The following is a 17720-nucleotide window of genomic DNA, read 5'->3' on the forward strand; positions in this document are numbered from 1 at the left end:
AGCCCGTCGCGAGGACAGCGAGTAGTCAAGCAGGGGGAGTCTCGACCATGAGCACAGTCCGGTTCCAGCGCCGTGCCCGGCGCGAGATGCCGCGTACGCCAGGTGGCGAGGTCACCCTGCAACCACCTCCCGAGATCCCCCGGATCACCCCGGGAAATCTGCTGATGAAGCTGATGCCGGTGGTGATGGTCGTCGGCATGGTCGGCATGATGGCGCTGATGTTCACCCAGGGTGGCGCCATGCTGCGCAACCCGATGTCGATGATGTTCCCGCTGATGATGATCATGTCGATGGTCATGATGTTCGGTCAGGGCAGCGGCAAGGGGGCCAAAGCCGCGGAGGCCAACGAGGACCGCAAAGACTATCTGCGCTACCTCGATCAGGTCCGCAAGGATGTCGACGAGACCGCCAAGCAGCAGCGCGCCGCCGTCGAGTGGAGCCACCCCGAGCCCGGCCTGATCTGGATGCTGGCAGGCACCAGCCGCATGTGGGAGCGCCGCTCCGGCGACAAGGACTTCTGCCACGCCCGCATCGGCCTCGGTGGGCAGCGCCTGGCCACCCGCCTCGTCGCTCCCGAGACCGGCCCGGTCGAAGAGCTCGAGCCCATCGCCGCGGTCTCCCTGCGCCGCTTCGTCCGTGCCCACTCCACCGTTCCCGACCTGCCAACCGCCATCGCGGTGAAGGGTTTCGGCACCATCGCCCTCGACGGCGACCGCGCCCAGGCCAGGGACATGACCCGCGCGATGCTGTTGCAGCTGTGCATGTTCCAGGCGCCCGACCAGGTGCTCGTCGCCGTGGTCTGTGGCCCCGACACCGCCCGCGAGTGGGAGTGGACCAAGTGGCTCCCCCACACCCAGCACCCCGAAGTGTCCGACGGCATCGGCACCCAGCGCATGTTCTACGGCTCCATCCGCGAGGCGCTGAGCAGCCTGCACCCGCTGCTCGGCAACCGCGTGCGCTACTCGCGCAACCAGCCGAACAACCCCAACCTGGTGCACGTGGTGATCGTCGTCGACGGTGGCCTGCTCGAGGCCGAGGACGATCAGCTCCGCGAATCCGGTTTCGAGGGTGTCACCATCATCGACCTGTGTAATTACGCACCGCGCCTTGCTGTTTCGCGCGGAATCAAAATGGTCGTCGAGGACGGTGAATGCCTCGGCCGCGGCGCCACCGGCAACCAGGAGCGGTTCGCCACCATCGACAGGGTGAGCGCCGAGCAGGCCCAGCAGGCCGCCCGCCGCCTCGCCCCCTATCGCGCGGCGACCCAGCGCAGCAGCGACGTGGAGACCGACGACAACGAGGTGATCTCCACCTGGTCGCAGTTGATGTCGCTCGGCGATATCGGCAACTTCAACCCCGCCAGCGCCTGGCGCCCCCGCTACGGCCGCGAGCGCCTGCGTGTGCCGTTCGGTGTCGGCGCCGACGGCAACCCGGTCGAGCTCGACATCAAGGAAGCCGCCGAGAACGGTATGGGCCCGCACGGCTTGTGCATCGGCGCCACCGGTTCCGGCAAGTCGGAGTTCCTGCGCACCCTGGTGCTCAGCCTGCTGGCCACCCACTCGCCCGATCAGCTGAACCTGGTCCTGGTCGACTTCAAGGGTGGCGCCACCTTCCTCGGCCTCGACGGCGTCCCGCACGTCGCCGCGGTCATCACCAACCTGGAAGAGGAAGCCGACCTCGTCGACCGCATGAAGGACGCCCTGGCCGGTGAGATGAACCGCCGCCAGGAGGTCCTGCGCCAGGCAGGCAACTTCGCCAACGTCTCCGAATACGAGAAGGCCCGCGCCGCGGGCGCCGACCTCGACCCGCTGCCCGCGCTGTTCGTGGTGCTCGACGAGTTCTCCGAACTCCTCACCCAGCACCCCGATTTCGCCGAGCTGTTCGTGATGATCGGCCGCCTCGGCCGCTCGCTGCACGTGCACCTGCTGCTCGCCTCCCAGCGCCTCGAAGAGGGCAAGCTCAAGGGCCTCGAGTCGCACCTGTCCTACCGGATCGGCCTGAAGACCTTCTCCGCCAACGAATCCCGCCAGGTCCTCGGTGTCCCCGACGCCTACAACCTGCCGAACTCGCCCGGTGGCGGCTACCTCAAGGCCGACTCCGGCGAGATCCAGCGCTTCCAGGCCTCCTACGTCTCCGGCCCGTATGTCGGCGGTGGCCCGCAGCGCGAGGTCACCAGCGCCGGCATCGTCGGCGGTGAGATCGACGTCAACGCCAGACCGTTCCACGCCACCCACGTCGATTTCCGCACCTCCGACCGGGTCCCGGTGCCGGTGGAGTCCTCGTTCGAGCCGGAACCGATCAGCGGCGACGACGGCGAACAGGTCTCGAACGTGAACATGCTGGTCTCCCGCATCCAGGGCCACGGCCGCCCGGCCCACGAGATCTGGCTGCCGCCGCTGGACGAAGCCCCCACCCTCGATCAGCTCGTGCCCCGCTCGATCATCACCGGCGAATGGTCGGCCACCGCCACGCTGCGTGCCCCGATCGGCATCGTCGACCGGCCCTACGACCAGCGCCGCGATCCGTTGATGGTCGACCTGTCCGGTGCGCGCGGCAACGTCGCGATCGTCGGCGGTCCGCAGTCGGGCAAGTCGACAGCGCTGCGTTCGCTGGTGATGTCGATGTCGCTCACACACACCGCCGAGCAGGTGCAGTTCTACTGCCTCGACTTCGGTGGCGGAACTTTGGCCAGCCTTGCGGGCCTGCCGCATGTCGGCTCGGTCGCCAGCCGGCTCGACCCCGACAAGGTGCGCCGCACGGTCGCCGAGATGACCACCCTGGTCCGCCAGCGCGAGAAGCGCTTCCACCAGCTCGGCATCGAGTCCATGGTCGAGTACCGCCGCCTGCGCGCGACTGACCCGAACAGCAGCCCCGCCGCGGCAGGCGCCCACGCCGACCCCTATGGCGACGCCTTCCTCGTCATCGACGGTTTTGGTACCATCCGCCAGGACTACGAAGCCCTCGAACAGCAGATCACCAACCTTGCCCTGCAGGGCCTTTCGTACGGCGTGCACGTGGTCATCGCGTTGTCGCGCTGGATGGAAGCCCGCCCCGCCCTCAAGGACCAGATCGGCACCCGCATCGAGCTGCGCCTCGGCGACCCGATGGACTCCGACATCGGCCGCAAGTTCGCCACCCTGGTCCCCCAGGGCCGCCCCGGCCGCGGCATCACCCCCGACGCCCTGCACATGCTGATGGCCCTGCCCCGCGTCGACGGCAACTCCGACCCGCTCGACCTGAGCACCGGCGTCGCCAATGCCGTCGAGCTGATCGCCCAGCGCACTCCGGGCCGCCCGGCTCCGGGCACCCGAACCCTGCCGGAACTGCTGGAACGGCATTCGCTGCTGCAGTCGATGAACAACTGGCCTTCGGGGATGGATACCTCCCGGCCGAACCTGCAGGTGCCGATCGGCGTCAACGAATCGGAACTGGCGCCCGCGATGCTGAATCTGGCTGAGACTCCGCACTTCTTGGTGTTCGGTGATAGTGAGTGCGGTAAGACTGCGCTGTTGCGGGGGATCGTGCAGGGGCTTGTTGAGTCGAACGTTCCTGGCCAGGCCAAGATCATCTTGGGCGACTACCGGCGTACATTGTTGGGGACGATCGAGGGCAATCACCTGGCTGGGTATGCGCCCTCCTCAGAAGTCCTTACGCCGTTCGTGCAGCATCTCGTTCAGATCCTGAAGTCTCGGATGCCCGGCGCGAACATCACACAGCAGGAACTTCGGGCTCGGTCCTGGTGGTCTGGACCTGAGTGGTATCTCATCGTCGATGACTACGACCTGGTCGTGACTTCCTCTGGGAACCCGCTTTCGCCGTTGGTCGAGTTCCTTCCGCACGCCAAGGACATCGGCTTCCACCTGATCATCGCCCGTCGTTCCGGCGGCGCCTCTCGAGCCCTGTACGAGCCTGTCATCTCGCGGATGCGCGATGTCGGGTGTATCGGATTGGTGATGAGTGGTAGCCGCGACGAAGGCCAGTTGTTCGGCAACGTGCGTGCAAGCGCGATGCCTCCCGGCCGCGGCACCCTGGTCACCAGGAACGCGATCGATCTGGTGCAGGTGGCATGGAGCCCGGCCTTGTGACCGATATCGACGTTGTGGTCAGCGATTCACGCGTCCTGGCGCGGACCGCTGCTCGGCACGCGGATGTCGCGCCAACGGTCATGCCGGTGCGTGAAGGCATCGTGGTCGGCGCACCGGTCGGCCCGATGCAGCCCGCGATCTCGGCGTTCGGCATGGCGGATTCGGCCTGGATCGGCTTCGAACCGCAGCCGATCTCCCTGGCCGCTGCGACCGATGCGGTGATCGACCAGCTCATGGGCGACCTGTCCCCGGCGACACTCGGCGGGGCGATCAGTGTCGCCCACCCGAGCTCGTGGTCGTCGGCCGCGCGAGCGAATATCGCCCGGTCCTTCGGCCGCTACTCGGGTTCGATCGAACTGGAGTCCCTCGCGGTCCGGGTGGCCCGCTCGCGTCAGTCGTTCGCGGCATCCGAACTCATCGCTGTCATCGAGATCGAGCTGCTCGGTGTCACGATCACCGCGGTGAACCGCTCGAGAGACCAGATCGAGGTCACCGCCACCGAACTCGAGCCAACCCTCGGCGTCGGTGGCTGGGACGGCGACGCGATCGAACTGCTGCTCGACATGATCCGCAAAGTCCTCGACGACTACCGCCCGTCATCGGTCATCGTCGTCGGGCCGCACGCGGAATCGCTGCTGGACCGCCTCCGCCAGTTCGTCACGGCATCGTGGACAACGCAGCCGGCACCACTGGTCCAATCTGTGCCGCTGACAGGGCTGACGTTGTCACCATCGGCACGGGGCGACCGGCTGGCCCACCCGGTGCATGAGGACGCCTCCAAGTGGGTCGGTACCCTCCGTGAACGAGCAGCCGCCACGGCCACGTCTCCGCGCTGCGCGACAGCGAAAATCGTTGGTGCAGCTGCAGTCCTGATCGCAGTCCTCAGCATCGGTGCCGTCGCAATCGCGACCACTCGCGACAGTGGCACCGAGACGTCGACCGCCGTCTCCACAACGACCGACACGATCTCACCTACCCTGCAACCCGCCGTGACGTCGACCGCACCACCGACCACACGCGCCACCCCGAGGCCCCACGCGATGGGCCGCGTAACCTTCGACATCCCGGCAGAGTGGCAGCTCAACGCCGGATCCACGCCGGATCGAGCCGCGCTCGTTCCGCAGACAGCCACCCCCGCCCGGATTACTGTGACATACAACACTGTTGCAGAACAGGCTGGATATGATGAAGTGCTAAGGGACATCACAGCACGGGTCTCGAAGGCCGAACCAGGACGGTTCGGTACCCCCGAGCCGGATGTGGTGTTCGCTGGGCGCCGGGGGATCGGCTACCAAGAATCTCCTGGCGACGGATCCGTCGTCAGGTGGTACGTCCTACTCGACCACGGCATCCAGACCAATGTCGGTTGCCAGTACGGCTCGGGAGGATGGGGGACTGTCAGCACTGCATGCGAGGAAGTGATGAGGACTGTCACGATCTCGCCGTAGGTTCGGAAAATTCTTCCGAAGATGATGGAACCGAACGCGTCGATGGCGCGTCCAACCAAGATGAAGGGCTCAGATCGCCAGCAGGGGGGTCTGGTCCACCTTGACCACGAAGGAGCCAGAGAATGGGTTTTAACGCCACTCCTGATCAGATCCGGGCGTTCTCCGACAAGATGAACACCAAGCATGCTGAGATCCAGGGGATGATCACTCGCGCTGAGGCGCACGCCAACGATGTCAACAGCCCCGCGTTCCAGGGCGAGGCCGGCCGGGCTTTCCAGACGTCGATGCAGGAGTACCTCAGCAATGCCAAGAAGCTGAACGATGCGCTCGATGCCGCGGCTGACACGGTCGGCACGATTGCTGGCACGATCGACGACACCGAGGTTGACAACGCCCAGCAGATCATCCAGGCGCAGCAGCTGAATACGGACGTCTAGTCCACATAACCTCGCACCTCACACTGGAAAGGGACCACAATGGCTGACATCGGTTCGATCAGGTACGACTTCGCCGCGATCGATGACGCGGGCTCGGGTCTGAAGGCCCAGGCTCAGAACATCACCAACGCCTTGCAGGACTACGAGAACGAGTTCCAGAACTTCATTGAATCGCACTGGTCGGAGGGTGAGGGCTCGGCGGCCTTCACCATCATGCAGACGAAGTGGTCGAATGATTCGCTGAATCTGAACGCGAGTCTGCAGAAGATCGGCGCGACCACGCTGTCCGGCGCTGAAAACATGCGTGCTACCGACGCGCGGCTCGCAGCGATGCTCGCACCCTGACGAGCATTTTCGTCGAGGGGTGGGTCCAAGCGGGAAAGCTTGGACCCACCCTTTTCTGTAGCGGGATCAGTTTTGGTCGGCCAGTAGCCGATACTGTGCTCCAACACGTTGATATGTGTCCTGCAGATTGGCGCCAGAAATTCGGACGAGGTATCGGCCAACGGTGAACCTGCAAACCGGGAACTGGGATTGATCAGGGTCGCCAGGGCTGCAACTAGCTGTCGGCAAGTTCGGAGGTGGGGCGGCCTCCTCGGCGGGTTGCTCCGCACTCAGTACGCCGTTCGCAAACGCGGCCGACAGACGCTCCGCCGCTGCTGCGTCCTTTGCGCGATATACTATCGCGCCACCATGGACAACGACATCTACGCCAGCATCCGTGAAAGCTGCTTTGGTTGGAACTGGCATTTGCGTTTGCGAGACTGCAACGTGTGCAGGATATGCGGCAGTTCTGCTCGTAACCTTTTCGGCAGGGAAAGTGCGGCTCAACAGCCCGTCGATATCTAGCGGGAGTTGAGCAATTTCAATCAGCGGAGTTCGGGAGTACGTTTGCAGCCGTCGGATTTGCTCGCCGTAGAAGCTTCGAATTATTTCAGTGTTGTCGCTCATGTCAATCGGGCGACTCACTGGATCGGTAATATGAACGATGAGAAGCATATCCTCATGTGCAAGCCAAGCGTAAATCTTGGCGGAGCCTTCTGACTCCGGCGGCAGTATCTTAGCGGCGGCTTGGGGGTAGCCATCGATTGGATGGGCATCGCCAGGGGCGAGTCTCCACATTTTGCTTGCGGCGTTCTGTGCATTATCTGGCGAATCGAATCGCGCCGTGTACGTGTCGATGTTCCGACCCGTACCCGAGTTGAGTCGACGTGTCGCGTGAGTACGCCACCCCGCGACCAAACCTGGAAACTCTGTCGTGAATTGATTCCGTTTGAGGTCGATCCCGAATTCATCGGGATATGGCGGCTCGTCTGGGGTGATGATCTGGCTTCTGGGGTAGTCGAGTCCGAAAGCAAATCTGCTGTCGTACTCGAATGGTATAGGAGTTAGGTTACCTATGTGAATGGCTTCGCGTACAGCGCCTGAGGAGGGCTGACGAAGAGACTCGACATCCAGAGGTTCCGTTGAATAGTTGCCAACATCAAGTTTGGTCGCATCGACTGTTGGGACTGCGGGTTCATGTCCACCGCTGCATGCTACGAGCGTAACCATAAGGCTGGCCGCAAGAGCGGAGTGTCGTGTCCTCATCATCTACTCGCATTTCTGCAGGATGGCATATTGGGCAGCGGCCCTTTCTTGGAGGCCGCTATCGAATTGTGCGTGTCCGATCGATTTCGTGGCGACTACGGCCACGAATCTTCCGTAGACGACTGCGCAGAAGGCATTGTTTCCGCGCTCATCGACCTCGTCAAAACGAACGCATTGCGCATCTGCAATTCCGAGCGGCGGGTCGAGCGGACGATCGTCTTTGCCTGGCTTCGCGAGGAAGGTTTGCAGTCGAAACGCGGCTGCAAGATCGCGCGTTCGGTAAACGGTACTAGCTCGTTGGCCTACGGCATCAACGCCGGCGTCTTCGAAGGCTTTGCGCGCTGCTGCCGGATTCCTCGCGAAATGGAGAATTCCCGAAGGGCGGTACGGGCCAAAGTCGTCCGTGGATACGGTCGCATCTCGGCTGTTGTGGTTCATCGTCCGTCTAACTATGTTTTCGGGATCGAGGGGACGATCGAGGACATCATCCAAGGGTGTAGGCGCTTGAAGATCCAGCGCATAGTTTTGCGCCAGAAGTGCGTCCTTTACTTTCGAGACGGTATCGTCGAATTCTGCAGCCGATCTCTTTACGCTTACAAGGATCACATATGGGCCATAACTTTGCCACGAATCAATTTGAGTTCTATCCAACGCTGAAGAATGAGTGTTGGATGCGCCGGGAACGATTATGCTGGATCGGCCGATGGCCTCCATTGAGATCCGGTTGAACTCCTCGGCTGCTCGGCTGCTTTCTGAGTTGGAGTCGAATTGCAGGACGGCGACACTTACTTCTTTCGGGTCTCGAAGACTGCCGTTGGTGCGGCTCGCGGCTACTCCGGCGATGAAATGTACGTTGTATTTGACTACTTGTTTGTGGGTATCGGAAATGCCTTGAATTTCGGGCATTCCTAAATGTGTGGCAAAGACCTCAGTGTCCCGCAGCTTCTGAACGTCGGTGTCGATATCAATGGGCTGGATGAGATAATTCAGTAGACGTCGGCCTTCTATTAATCGAACTTGTTCTGGCGCGCCGTACCCATCTTTTAGTTCGAAAGCTTCTGGTTCTGCAATGAATGGTCCGGGACGCAGGGATTCGATGTCGACCGATGTCGCGGCTGGCTGCGGATTTCCTATTATGGTTGCGCCGCAGCCGCTACACGTCAGCATGGCTATTGCTATACCGGCTAACCTTATCCATCGTGCCCGATATTCCGTGCGTAGCAACTCTTCCCCGCCCTACTTGAGTACCTGTGATATAGCTGGCACAACATTATCGATCAAAATCTGCTGCGACTGGTGGCTCCATACTTGGAATGCTTGAACCGTCGACGGATGGTCGATCACGACAATCTTGCCTTTTCCGCTGGTGAGGGAGTATGGCAGGCCACGGAATCCGCCGTTTCCGGCTTGGCTGTCTGTGCGGAAGATGAGAGTGACATCAGTATCACTTCTGACGGTGTAGTCCCCGACTGACAGAGCGCGCGGAGAACTTTCATCACCCACGGCTTTGAATTCCGAATTGTAGTCGAAGTCCAAGTCGCGCAGGAACTTCCACTGATCGCTCGGGTTGAGTACGACGGAAAGCGTCGAGTTGCCGAAGTTGTAGGCGGTGATCGTCTTACCACTGAATTCAGGGTGATCGGCACGAGCCTCGGCCATTAGATCCGTACCGGCACCTGGCGAATCATTCGGTCTGCTCAGGACAAAGATCCCGGTGCCTACCAGCGCCGCGACCATAAGGGAGATCAACGCAGGAATCAAGAACTTCTTGGCACGCTTCTCGCGATAGGGCGTGGGATTGCGGGCGGTGAGGAGGTCGGATTCGGCGACACCACCGGGATAGGCAGGCTGGCCGACGATGGCGCGGCCGGGGTCGGTACCCCATTGGGCGACCGGCCGGCCGGGGTCGGTGCCCCACTGCGGATTGACCACATCGGTGGCGGCCGTGACTGGACCGTTGATCGGCATGCGGGGGGCGGTGGAGAAGCCCTGGGAGGCCGGGGCCTGCATGGGGGCGCCGTAGAGGGCCGCGTGGGCGTCCTGCATGAATTCGCGGCAGGTGTTGTAGCGGTCGTTCGGGTCCTTGGCCATCACCTTGGCGATGACGTGGTCGATCGCGGGTGGGAGGTCGGGGCGGACCGCGGTGGGGCGTGGGGGTGGTTCGTGCAGGTGGCCCATCATGACCATGGCGGGGACCGTGGCGGGGTACGGGTTCTGGCCGGTGAGCAGTTTGTAGAGGGAGCAGCCGAGGCTGTAGATGTCGGCGCGGTGGTCGAGGGTGGCGCCCATCAGTTGTTCGGGTGGGGCGTAGGCGACGGTGGCCATGAAGTTGCCGGTGGCGGTGAGGTCCTGGCCGTCGTCGGTGGACTTCGCGACGCCGAAGTCGGTGAGCAGGACGCGTTCCTCGTCGCCCTCTTCGGCGGCGGCGATCATGAAGTTGGCGGGCTTGATGTCGCGGTGCAGCAGGCCGCGGCGGTGGGCGTAGTCCAGGCCCTTGCCGACCTCGGTGATGATGCGCAGTGCGCGCTGCGGCGGCATGGCGGCGGGGCCCTTGGCGACCTCGGCCGACGCGTCGGTGCCGTCGACGTACTGCATGGCGATCCAGAGTTGACCGTCCTCGTCGCCGCGGTTGTAGACCGCGACGATATTGGGGTGGTCGAGGCCGGCGGCGAGATTGGCTTCGCGTTCGAAACGACCACGGAACTCGGGGTCGGTGGACAGGTCGCCGCTGAGCACCTTGAGGGCGTCGCGGCGGGGGAGACTGGGGTTCTGGGCGAGGTAGACGGTGCCCATGCCACCGGCACCGAGGACCTTGATCACTCGGTATCCACCCACAATTGCGCCGGGCCGCAAGGCCATTCGCATCTCCTCATCCTTCGCGCGCCCCGCTGTGCACGTGCCAACCAGGGCAATCTAACAGGTGACGGGTTACCGCACCGCGTACGTACTCATCAGCTGAAACCGTCCAGTAGCTTGTATTGCGCGGCGAGCCGCTGGTAGGCGTCCTGCAGATTCATGCTGCGGGATTTGATGACATAGCGGCCGACCGTGGTGATGCAGATCGGTGGAGTGCTCGACGCGTACGTCACCTCCGGCTTGGCGTCGTAGCAGTGCGCGCCCGGCATATCCGGTGGCCCGTCCACCTGCGTGTAGTCGGGATTCGTCGTCGAATCGGCCTCTTCGGCGGCCATGTACCGGATGGCCGCTTCGGCGTCGCGGGTGCGGAAAACCGATCCGGTGGCGAATGCGGCGTAATCGACGCCCGCGTCGGCGATCGCGGCGGCGAGCTTGTCGGGTCGGGACGCGAGGTGCAGCAGGGCCTGGGTGGGATAGATCGCGCCCGCGGCGGGGTCGTCGGTCACCGGCAGGGTGCGGCTGAGAATGCCGTCGACATCCAGGGGCAGGTTCTCGATATCGGCGAGCGGGGTGGGCTCGTAGGACTCGAGCATCGCGAGTTGTTTGTCGAAGAATCGTTTCACGATGTCTGCGTTGGCTGTGGCGTCGAACGGCACGCTGACCGGGTCGGAGAGGTGCGCGTGGATCAGCAGGTCGCCGCGAACCAGCCAGGCGCGCAGATACTGAGTGGTGTATGAGCCCTTGGTGATATCGATGCGAACCTGTGCGTCGGGGTATCCGGGAATCTCGCCGGGCACGCCCGCGGTGCGTCGGCCCAATTCCTCGGCGGCGAAACGGGACTGGTCACCGCTCGCGTACCGGACTACCACGGTGTCGATTTCGCGGCCCGCACCGAACTGTTCCCGCCGGTTCGCGGATGTTTCCCAGCCCGCGACGACGCCGGGGATGGCGTCGAGGGTGTCCTTGCCGTTCTCGAAGCCGGTGCCCGAGAAATACGGCGGGTTCTCGGCGGTGACCGCATCGCCCGGCCGCTTAGAGAAGGGAAACCGGGTGTCGTAGTCATACGGTGTCGGCGAGGCGTTCCCGATGCGAATTCCCTCGCGAACCGCTCCTGACATCGCGGTCCTGGTTGCCTCGAGGTCGGTCGGCGTGGTCGGGTAGTTTCCGGAATCCAGCTGCGCGACGTCGACCCGCGGTGCCGTGGTGGTTGCCGAGTCCGCGTTGTCTCCACAGCCGCTCAATGCGATCGCGATAGCCGCAACGGTGCTGTAGGCAAAGATCTTTCGCATTCTCGTCTACTCGCTCTTCGTCAAGATCGCGTACTGCGCAGCGGTGCGTTCCTGCAGGGTGGGGTCGACGGACAGAGTTGTCCGCGATGAGCTGGCCAGCGACATCACCACCGCGACATACCGCTGGTAGACGAGCACGCAGAATCCGTTGTATCCCCGATTCGGGTCAGCTTCGGCCATCCGCACACACTGGGCGTCGGCGATGCCAGGTGGGGGTTCGAGCACCGCATCGCTCTTGTCACGGGCCGCGAGCACGGTCTGTAGCTTGAACGCGGCCTCGACATCGCGCGTGCGGTACACCGTACTGTAGCGTCGGCCGACCAGGTCGACGCCCGCCTCCTCGAAGGCGGCACGGGTTTCGGCGGGGTTCCGTTCGAAATGCAGGATCCCCGACGGCTCGAAGACACCGAAGTCTTCCTCGTGGTAGCTCATTCCGAACGGGTCACCGGCGGGTGATTCGCCGGTCGCTCGTCGCATGATCCCTTCGGGATCGAGGGGAGTGTCGAGCAGGTCGTCGGTGGGGATCACCTGGTAGCCGTCGAGTGGCGGAATCTGCAGTTCGAGAGTCTTTTCGACCATCGAGCTCAACTGGGCGAGATCGGGGGCGTCCTGCGAGGCGCTGACGACGATCACGAACGGGCCGTGTGCGAGGAACGCGCTGACCGAGGTGTCGTCCCGGTTCGAGGCGTTGGCCTCGGGATATCCCGCGATCGTCACCGGTTGCCTTGGGCGTTCACCCGAAGTGCTCGCCTGATACATGGCGGTCGCGGCGTTCCTGCTGTCCTGCGCGGTCGCGAAATGCAGGACGCTCAGGTGCAGACCCTTGGATTCCCGGACACTGCCGTTCACCCGCGACGCTGTGACGCCGGCGATGAAGTTGTTGTCGTCCACCGCGGACTCGAACATGGCCGGCAGGCCGTCGTCGTTCGACATGTCGGTGCCATCGGCGAACACCCTGGTGGTCAACCGGTCCGTCAGGTCCGGGTCGACATCGATCGGGTGGACGAGGACGTTGAGCAGGCGACGTCCGTCGATCAGCCTGATCGACTTCGCGGTGTCGGAGAACTTCAGCTCGAAGGCGGTCGGTTCCGTGACCGCCGCGCCGGTGTTCAGCCCGGCCAGGTCGACCGGCGTCATCCCGGGCAACGCTGAACCGGAAACGGTTGCCGCGCAGCCGGATGCGGCGACAACGAGGGCGAGCAGCCCGGCCAGCCGCCGCGTGTTCCGCATCGTCGGCGTACTCATCGGCGGGTGAGCAGGACGTACTGCGCGGCGACCTGCTGGTGGAGATCCTGCAGGTTCCGGTTGCGAACCTGGACGGCGTACCGGTCGACGTGCAGGTAGCAGCTGTAGTCCGCGACCTTCACCTCGCCGTTCAGCGACGACTCGTACGTGTTGGCTCGGCAGACGACCGCCTCGTCCAGGCCCTGTGGCGACTCGGCGGCCTGGGTGTCGTCCTCCGGCTGGTTCCACGCATCGAAATGATTCTTGGCCCCCGCCTCGGTGGTGGAGCGGAACACCACGGTGTCACCGAAGGTGATCAGGTCGACGCCGTACTCGGTGAAGGAGTCCAGCAGTTCGGCGTCCGGTTCGACGAACAGGCTCAACGCGCCGCGCCCGGTCGAGTACCCGTCCGGCTGCGCGCGGACCGGAGCGGCCGGATCCGAGGGCAGGGTGCGGCCGAGCAGGCCCGTCGGGTCGAGCGGGACCCGTTCGAGCTGGTCGGAAGGGGTCGGCACGAACTCGTCCAGGAGCGGGATCTGCACCTCGAGGGCCCGCTCGACCTGCGCGGTCAGCGAGGGCAGATCGGGTGCGCGGGTCTCGTCATCGATCTTCATGAAGATGATGTAGCGGTCGTGCACGGTCCACGAGCCGATCGAGGACACCGAAGGCCGCCAGTGGGCGTAGGTCTTCGGGAACTTGGTGATCGACACCTTCTCGTTGTCGGCGTTGAAGGTGAAGTCGTCGTTCTCGAGGATCGGTGCGACGGTTTCCGCGGTCTCGGCGTCCGGGAAGATCAGGACCGACAGGTTGAGCAGGCGCCGCGGCTCACCGCCGGACGGGCCGGTCGCCCAGGAATTCAGCCAGCCCGCGACGAGATCCTCGGCGACCTCGTCGAAGGTGTCGTTGATGATCAGCCCGCCGAGCCCCTTGCGGTTCAGCACGATCTGAGACGGGCTGACCAGGGTCTCTTTCCGGTTGTCGTACACGTAGGCAGGGTCGATCTCGAACCCGAGTGCCACGTGGTCGGCGAGGCGCTGAGCCTCCCAGGCTCGACCCTGGGTCAGGCTCTTGGCGTTGCCGACGGTGCGCGGTTGGGTCTGGTAGTTGCCGTAGTCGAGCGCCGCGGCATCCGGTTCGATCCTGACCGCGTTGCCCGAGACCTGCGCGCCGCACCCAGCGGCGAGCACCGCGGCCGTAGCCACCAGTGCCGTGCGTGTAATCGATGCACCCCGGATGAGCTGCACACCCTCCCCCTTCAACTGCCTAGCTGATCCGACCCTGGGCGGCGCTGTGTGAGTGGCAGTCCCCCGATGATCTGGTTCGCGGGGCATCGTAGCGCACCTGCGCTTGTAGGTTCCTTGTCAGACGGTGAGAAGAGGCTCTACCTGGGCATATAGCAGGCGATACCAGGGCCGCGTTCAGGCGATGCGCATGTCGTCGAGAGTTTCGGCGGTCAGGATCCGGGCCGCCCACTGGCGTAGCTGATCTGGGGTCGCGTGGCGCAGCGCGGCGGTGACTCTGGTCGGCATCGTGCCGAATTTCAGGGTGAGCAGCTCACGGAGGAGATCGGCTTGGCCCTCGGTCCTGCCTTCGGCCTTGGCTTCGGCCCTGCCTTCGGCGCGGAGTTGGTCAGCGGCGGTCACGATGGCTTCCTTTCCCTGGGGTCCGATGCGGTCGATGAGTGGTTGGAGCAGGTCACCCGAGGTGTCGCCCACACTGAGAATGTACGTCAGGAAAGCGGTCAGGTCATCCAGGGTGAGTTCGGAAAGGGTCGGTAGAAGTGGCTCGAGATCACGGTCGAGTCGCTTGTTCTTCGGGGCGGTCTTCAGCAGCACCTGGAGTGTGAGCGTCGGCGGGGTCGATGGACGCGCACAGAGTTCGGCGAGGGAGATTGTGCTGAGGTCGTCGAGGATGAACCGCAGACGTGGCAAATGGGGTGCCAGTGCCGATCGCAGGCCGGGTTCGACCTCGATGAGGTCGCACAGTTCGACCGGCGCGCTCCATGGTTGCTTGGTCGGGCTGGCGTGGACTACGACGGGGACGATCAGCGGCAGTGTCTTGCTCTTGGGATGTTCGCGAAGGTAGGCGTTCCAGATCGAAACCAGGTAGTCGATCATGCGGAAGGCCATCAGCGGGTCGCTGCGAGATTGGTGCTCGACGAGGAGATAGACGAAGGCGTCGTGACCGCCGACTGTGCGAGTGCAGAACAGGATGTCACTGAACGTGCCGCGGAGGTGTTTGGAGATGAAGCTGGTCGATACGCGGGTCAACTCGCTCCAGACGATCTGATCGGCGAGCTCCGGCTGCAGTAGTGGCCGCACCTGTGCTGCGGCATTGGCCGGAACGGCCAGCGTGTGCTGGACGACTGCGTCGTGCGGCTTGTCCGCTGAATCCCCCATAGCGACAAGCTATTTCAGCTGGTTTCTGCGGTCAATCGGGTGGCCGATGCCGCCGCAGCATCCCGAAGCCGGTCGGCGGACGGCTACTTCACTTGATAGTGCCGCGCCGGTACCCGCTCGGCGGTTCTCATCGAGCCGAGCTCCGGCAGCAGCATGCCCCCCGCACGGCCGCATTCAGGCTGCCACGCAGCAATTCGTCGACGTCGTCCTGCGATTCCTGCGGCGCTGTTGCTCTCCAGTCCAACGATGTCCAACCTTGCTCGGGCGATTCGCGGCGGCTCGCTGTTCTGTGCACCTGGTCACCGAGCAATGGATGATCACTGGAGTATCCATAAAGCGAGATAGTGGCTAGCATAGTGGCCATGAAGCGGCCCACTTCGCCTATCGTTGTCCGCAGTGCGAAGCAGATCGGGGGCTACCTGGCGAGTTGGCGCAAACTGCAGGGATCAACGGCGGAGCAGGTGGCCCAGCGCGCGAATATCACCAGGACAACCTTGCGTAGCGTCGAGAATGGGGGATTGGGCGTCACTATGGAGACTTACCTGTCGGTGCTGCACGCGCTCGGCATCCTCGGCGACGTGGCCAAAGCGGTCGACCCCTATGAGTCCGATCTCGGTCGTGCCCGTGCCGACCAGGCGCTCCCGAAGCGAGTTCGCCAGTGACCACCTCTGACAAGCTCACGGTGTGGGTTGAGTTGGGTGGACTGCCTGCGCGAGCAGGCTGAGCAAACAATCGCGGACTTGACTGTCTGAAGCCGCGGCAGGCCCGGGTGAGGCTACTTCACCCGGCTTTGCAGGACGGGGAGGAGGCGGGAGAGGAGGGTTTGTTCGGAGCTGGCGGTCCAGGTGCGGATGGAGCTGACGGTGATGGGGTCGTCGATGGGGATGACGGTGGCGCGGGAGCCCGTGATCTGGAAGGGGAGGCCGAGCAGGCCGCCGCCGCCTGCCTTCTCGTCGCTGCGGACGGCGAGGATGTAGCTGTCGTCGGGGGTGTCGAAGCGGGAGTAGGAGTTCTCGACCGGGCGGGGGGAGGGTTCGTCCCCGGTCTTGGTGTAGTTGAAGTTGTAGACGAAGCCCAGGTCTTCCAGGAACTTGGTTTGCAGGGTGCCGCCGAGGTAGGTGGCCACGGTGTTCTCGGCGTCGACGTCGACCATCAGGACGGTCTTGCCCGCGAAGTCGGGGTTGTCCTGGCGGGCCTGTTCGAGCGGGCTCAGCGCGGCCGGCGATGGTGCCGCGCTGGTGCCCGCCTGGGTCGACGGTGGCGGGTCGTCACCGGCCGCCCATACGCCGACGCCGACCGCGACGGCGACGACCGCGATCAGGGCGCCCGCGGCGAGCAGTACCTTATGCCGCGAATTCTTCGGTGCGGCACCGGTGTTCGGCGTCGGTGCGACCGGCGCGGTGGGTGCCTGGTTGGTCCACTGCGGCGGCGTCTGGATCGGATAGGTCGGCGAGGTGTGCGGGCCGGGGTGCTGCGCGCCCGGCATCAACGCGGCCGCCGCGGCGTCGGTGAATTCGCGACAGGTGAGATACCGCTCGTGTGGGTTTTTCGCCATCGCGCGGGCGAAGACCTGGTCGATGGCGGGCGGCAGGCCGGGGCGCACGCTGGTCGGCCGGGGTACCGGCTCGTGCAGGTGGCCCATCATCACCATGGCCGGTTGGGTCGCCGGATACGGGTTCTGGCCGGTGAGCAGCTTGAAGAACGAGCAGGCGAGGCTGTAGATGTCGGCGCGGTGGTCGAGCTGTCCGCCGGAGAGTTGCTCCGGTGGCGCGTAGGCGATGGTCGCGAGGAAGCTGCCGGTCTGGGTGAGTTCGGAGGCGTCGTCGGCCGACTTGGCCACGCCGAAGTCGGTGAGCAGCACGCGCTCGTCGTCGCCGTAGGTGTCCGAGAGCAGGAAGTTGGCCGGCTTCACGTCACGGTGCAGCAGGCCGCGGTGGTGCGCGAAGTCCAGGCCCTTGCCCATCTCGGTGATGATGCGCAGCGCGCGCAGCGGGGTCATCGCGTGCGGGTCGCGGGCGAGTTCGGCGGCGGCGTCGGTGCCCTCGACGAACTGCATGGCGATCCAGAGCTGGCCGTGCTCCTCGCCGCGGTTGTAGACCGAGACGATATTGGGGTGGTCGAGGCCGGCGGCGAGGTTGGCCTCGCGTTCGAAACGGGCCCGGAACTCGGGGTCACGGCTGAGTTCGGGGCTGAGGATCTTGAGGGCGTCGGTGCGGGGCAGGCTCGGATGGGCGGCCAGATAGACCGAACCCATACCGCCCGCACCCAGCTTGCGGATGATCCGGTAGCCACCGACGATGGTGCCTGGGCTCATCGCCATCTCTTACGATCTCCTGATTCGTTGCGACACTTGCCACGCTCCGGCGGGAGCTTACTGCCGGGGAGCGGTTCG

13 protein-coding genes are annotated in these 17720 nt (G+C 64.3%); 5 read left to right on the forward strand and 8 right to left on the reverse strand.

Features of this window, described 5'->3' with window-relative positions; all coding sequences use genetic code 11:
• Positions 1–47: 47 nt before the first annotated feature.
• From eccCa to ACFOW8_RS07560, 4 genes are all read left to right on the forward strand, one after another.
• A complete protein-coding gene (eccCa, locus tag ACFOW8_RS07545) occupies positions 48–4085 on the forward strand; it encodes a type VII secretion protein EccCa (protein WP_378547419.1) in 4038 nt (1345 codons plus the stop codon).
• A gap of 152 nt (positions 4086–4237) precedes the next feature.
• Positions 4238–5533 (forward strand): type VII secretion-associated protein, encoded by a 1296-nt coding sequence (locus tag ACFOW8_RS07550; RefSeq protein ID WP_378547422.1) that lies wholly within the window; start codon positions 4238–4240, stop codon positions 5531–5533.
• 122 nt (positions 5534–5655) lie between these two features.
• Complete coding sequence (locus ACFOW8_RS07555) at positions 5656–5970, forward strand: WXG100 family type VII secretion target (RefSeq protein ID WP_378547425.1); 315 nt, start codon at positions 5656–5658, stop codon at positions 5968–5970.
• A gap of 39 nt (positions 5971–6009) precedes the next feature.
• On the forward strand, positions 6010–6315 hold the full coding sequence (locus ACFOW8_RS07560) for a WXG100 family type VII secretion target (protein ID WP_378547428.1): 306 nt from the start codon (positions 6010–6012) through the stop codon (positions 6313–6315).
• Between the two features lie 66 nt (positions 6316–6381).
• Here ACFOW8_RS07560 and ACFOW8_RS29135 read toward each other — a convergent pair whose 3' ends face one another.
• The 7 genes from ACFOW8_RS29135 to ACFOW8_RS07590 all read right to left on the reverse strand — a co-directional run bounded on the left by ACFOW8_RS29135 (position 6382) and on the right by ACFOW8_RS07590 (position 15328).
• The gene (locus tag ACFOW8_RS29135) at positions 6382–7563 is read right to left on the reverse strand and encodes a DUF7373 family lipoprotein (RefSeq protein WP_449289756.1); all 1182 of its coding nucleotides are present in this window, start codon (positions 7561–7563) and stop codon (positions 6382–6384) included.
• Complete coding sequence (locus ACFOW8_RS07565) at positions 7564–8727, reverse strand: DUF7373 family lipoprotein (RefSeq protein WP_378547431.1); 1164 nt, start codon at positions 8725–8727, stop codon at positions 7564–7566.
• 69 nt (positions 8728–8796) lie between these two features.
• Positions 8797–10380, reverse strand: a complete 1584-nt coding sequence (locus ACFOW8_RS07570; RefSeq protein WP_378547434.1) for a serine/threonine-protein kinase — start codon at positions 10378–10380, stop codon at positions 8797–8799.
• Between the two features lie 131 nt (positions 10381–10511).
• Positions 10512–11705 carry a DUF7373 family lipoprotein gene (locus ACFOW8_RS07575; protein WP_378547437.1) on the reverse strand — a complete coding sequence of 398 codons (1194 nt, stop codon included), beginning with the start codon at positions 11703–11705 and terminating at the stop codon, positions 10512–10514.
• A 6-nt stretch (positions 11706–11711) separates the two neighbouring features.
• On the reverse strand, positions 11712–12935 hold the full coding sequence (locus tag ACFOW8_RS07580; protein ID WP_378547440.1) for a DUF7373 family lipoprotein: 1224 nt from the start codon (positions 12933–12935) through the stop codon (positions 11712–11714).
• Between the two features lie 11 nt (positions 12936–12946).
• Positions 12947–14131: a DUF7373 family lipoprotein gene (locus tag ACFOW8_RS07585; protein ID WP_378547443.1), complete on the reverse strand. Its 1185-nt coding sequence runs from the start codon at positions 14129–14131 to the stop codon at positions 12947–12949.
• A gap of 216 nt (positions 14132–14347) precedes the next feature.
• On the reverse strand, positions 14348–15328 hold the full coding sequence (locus ACFOW8_RS07590) for an Rpn family recombination-promoting nuclease/putative transposase (RefSeq protein WP_378547446.1): 981 nt from the start codon (positions 15326–15328) through the stop codon (positions 14348–14350).
• A gap of 362 nt (positions 15329–15690) precedes the next feature.
• Between ACFOW8_RS07590 and ACFOW8_RS07595 the strand changes: the two genes are divergently transcribed.
• On the forward strand, positions 15691–15990 hold the full coding sequence (locus ACFOW8_RS07595; protein WP_378547449.1) for a helix-turn-helix domain-containing protein: 300 nt from the start codon (positions 15691–15693) through the stop codon (positions 15988–15990).
• 113 nt (positions 15991–16103) lie between these two features.
• Here ACFOW8_RS07595 and ACFOW8_RS07600 read toward each other — a convergent pair whose 3' ends face one another.
• On the reverse strand, positions 16104–17648 hold the full coding sequence (locus ACFOW8_RS07600; protein ID WP_378547452.1) for a serine/threonine-protein kinase: 1545 nt from the start codon (positions 17646–17648) through the stop codon (positions 16104–16106).
• Positions 17649–17720 lie beyond the last annotated feature (72 nt).

Origin of the sequence: Nocardia rhizosphaerae (genome assembly GCF_042650365.1) — a bacterium.
In the GTDB taxonomy this organism is placed as follows: domain Bacteria; phylum Actinomycetota; class Actinomycetes; order Mycobacteriales; family Mycobacteriaceae; genus Nocardia; species Nocardia rhizosphaerae.

Excerpts from the sequence above, each read along its gene's own strand:
- eccCa (WP_378547419.1), top strand. The coding sequence starts at position 48 with ATGAGCACAGTCCGGTTCCAGCGCCGTGCCCGGCGCGAGATGCCGCGT.
- ACFOW8_RS07550 (WP_378547422.1), top strand. The coding sequence starts at position 4,238 with ATGGCGGATTCGGCCTGGATCGGCTTCGAACCGCAGCCGATCTCCCTG.
- ACFOW8_RS07555 (WP_378547425.1), top strand. The coding sequence starts at position 5,656 with ATGGGTTTTAACGCCACTCCTGATCAGATCCGGGCGTTCTCCGACAAG.
- ACFOW8_RS07560 (WP_378547428.1), top strand. The coding sequence starts at position 6,010 with ATGGCTGACATCGGTTCGATCAGGTACGACTTCGCCGCGATCGATGAC.
- ACFOW8_RS29135 (WP_449289756.1), bottom strand. The coding sequence starts at position 7,563 with ATGATGAGGACACGACACTCCGCTCTTGCGGCCAGCCTTATGGTTACG.
- ACFOW8_RS07565 (WP_378547431.1), bottom strand. The coding sequence starts at position 8,727 with ATGCTGACGTGTAGCGGCTGCGGCGCAACCATAATAGGAAATCCGCAG.
- ACFOW8_RS07575 (WP_378547437.1), bottom strand. The coding sequence starts at position 11,705 with ATGCGAAAGATCTTTGCCTACAGCACCGTTGCGGCTATCGCGATCGCA.
- ACFOW8_RS07580 (WP_378547440.1), bottom strand. The coding sequence starts at position 12,935 with ATGCGGAACACGCGGCGGCTGGCCGGGCTGCTCGCCCTCGTTGTCGCC.
- ACFOW8_RS07590 (WP_378547446.1), bottom strand. The coding sequence starts at position 15,328 with ATGGGGGATTCAGCGGACAAGCCGCACGACGCAGTCGTCCAGCACACG.
- ACFOW8_RS07595 (WP_378547449.1), top strand. The coding sequence starts at position 15,691 with ATGAAGCGGCCCACTTCGCCTATCGTTGTCCGCAGTGCGAAGCAGATC.
- ACFOW8_RS07600 (WP_378547452.1), bottom strand. The coding sequence starts at position 17,648 with ATGGCGATGAGCCCAGGCACCATCGTCGGTGGCTACCGGATCATCCGC.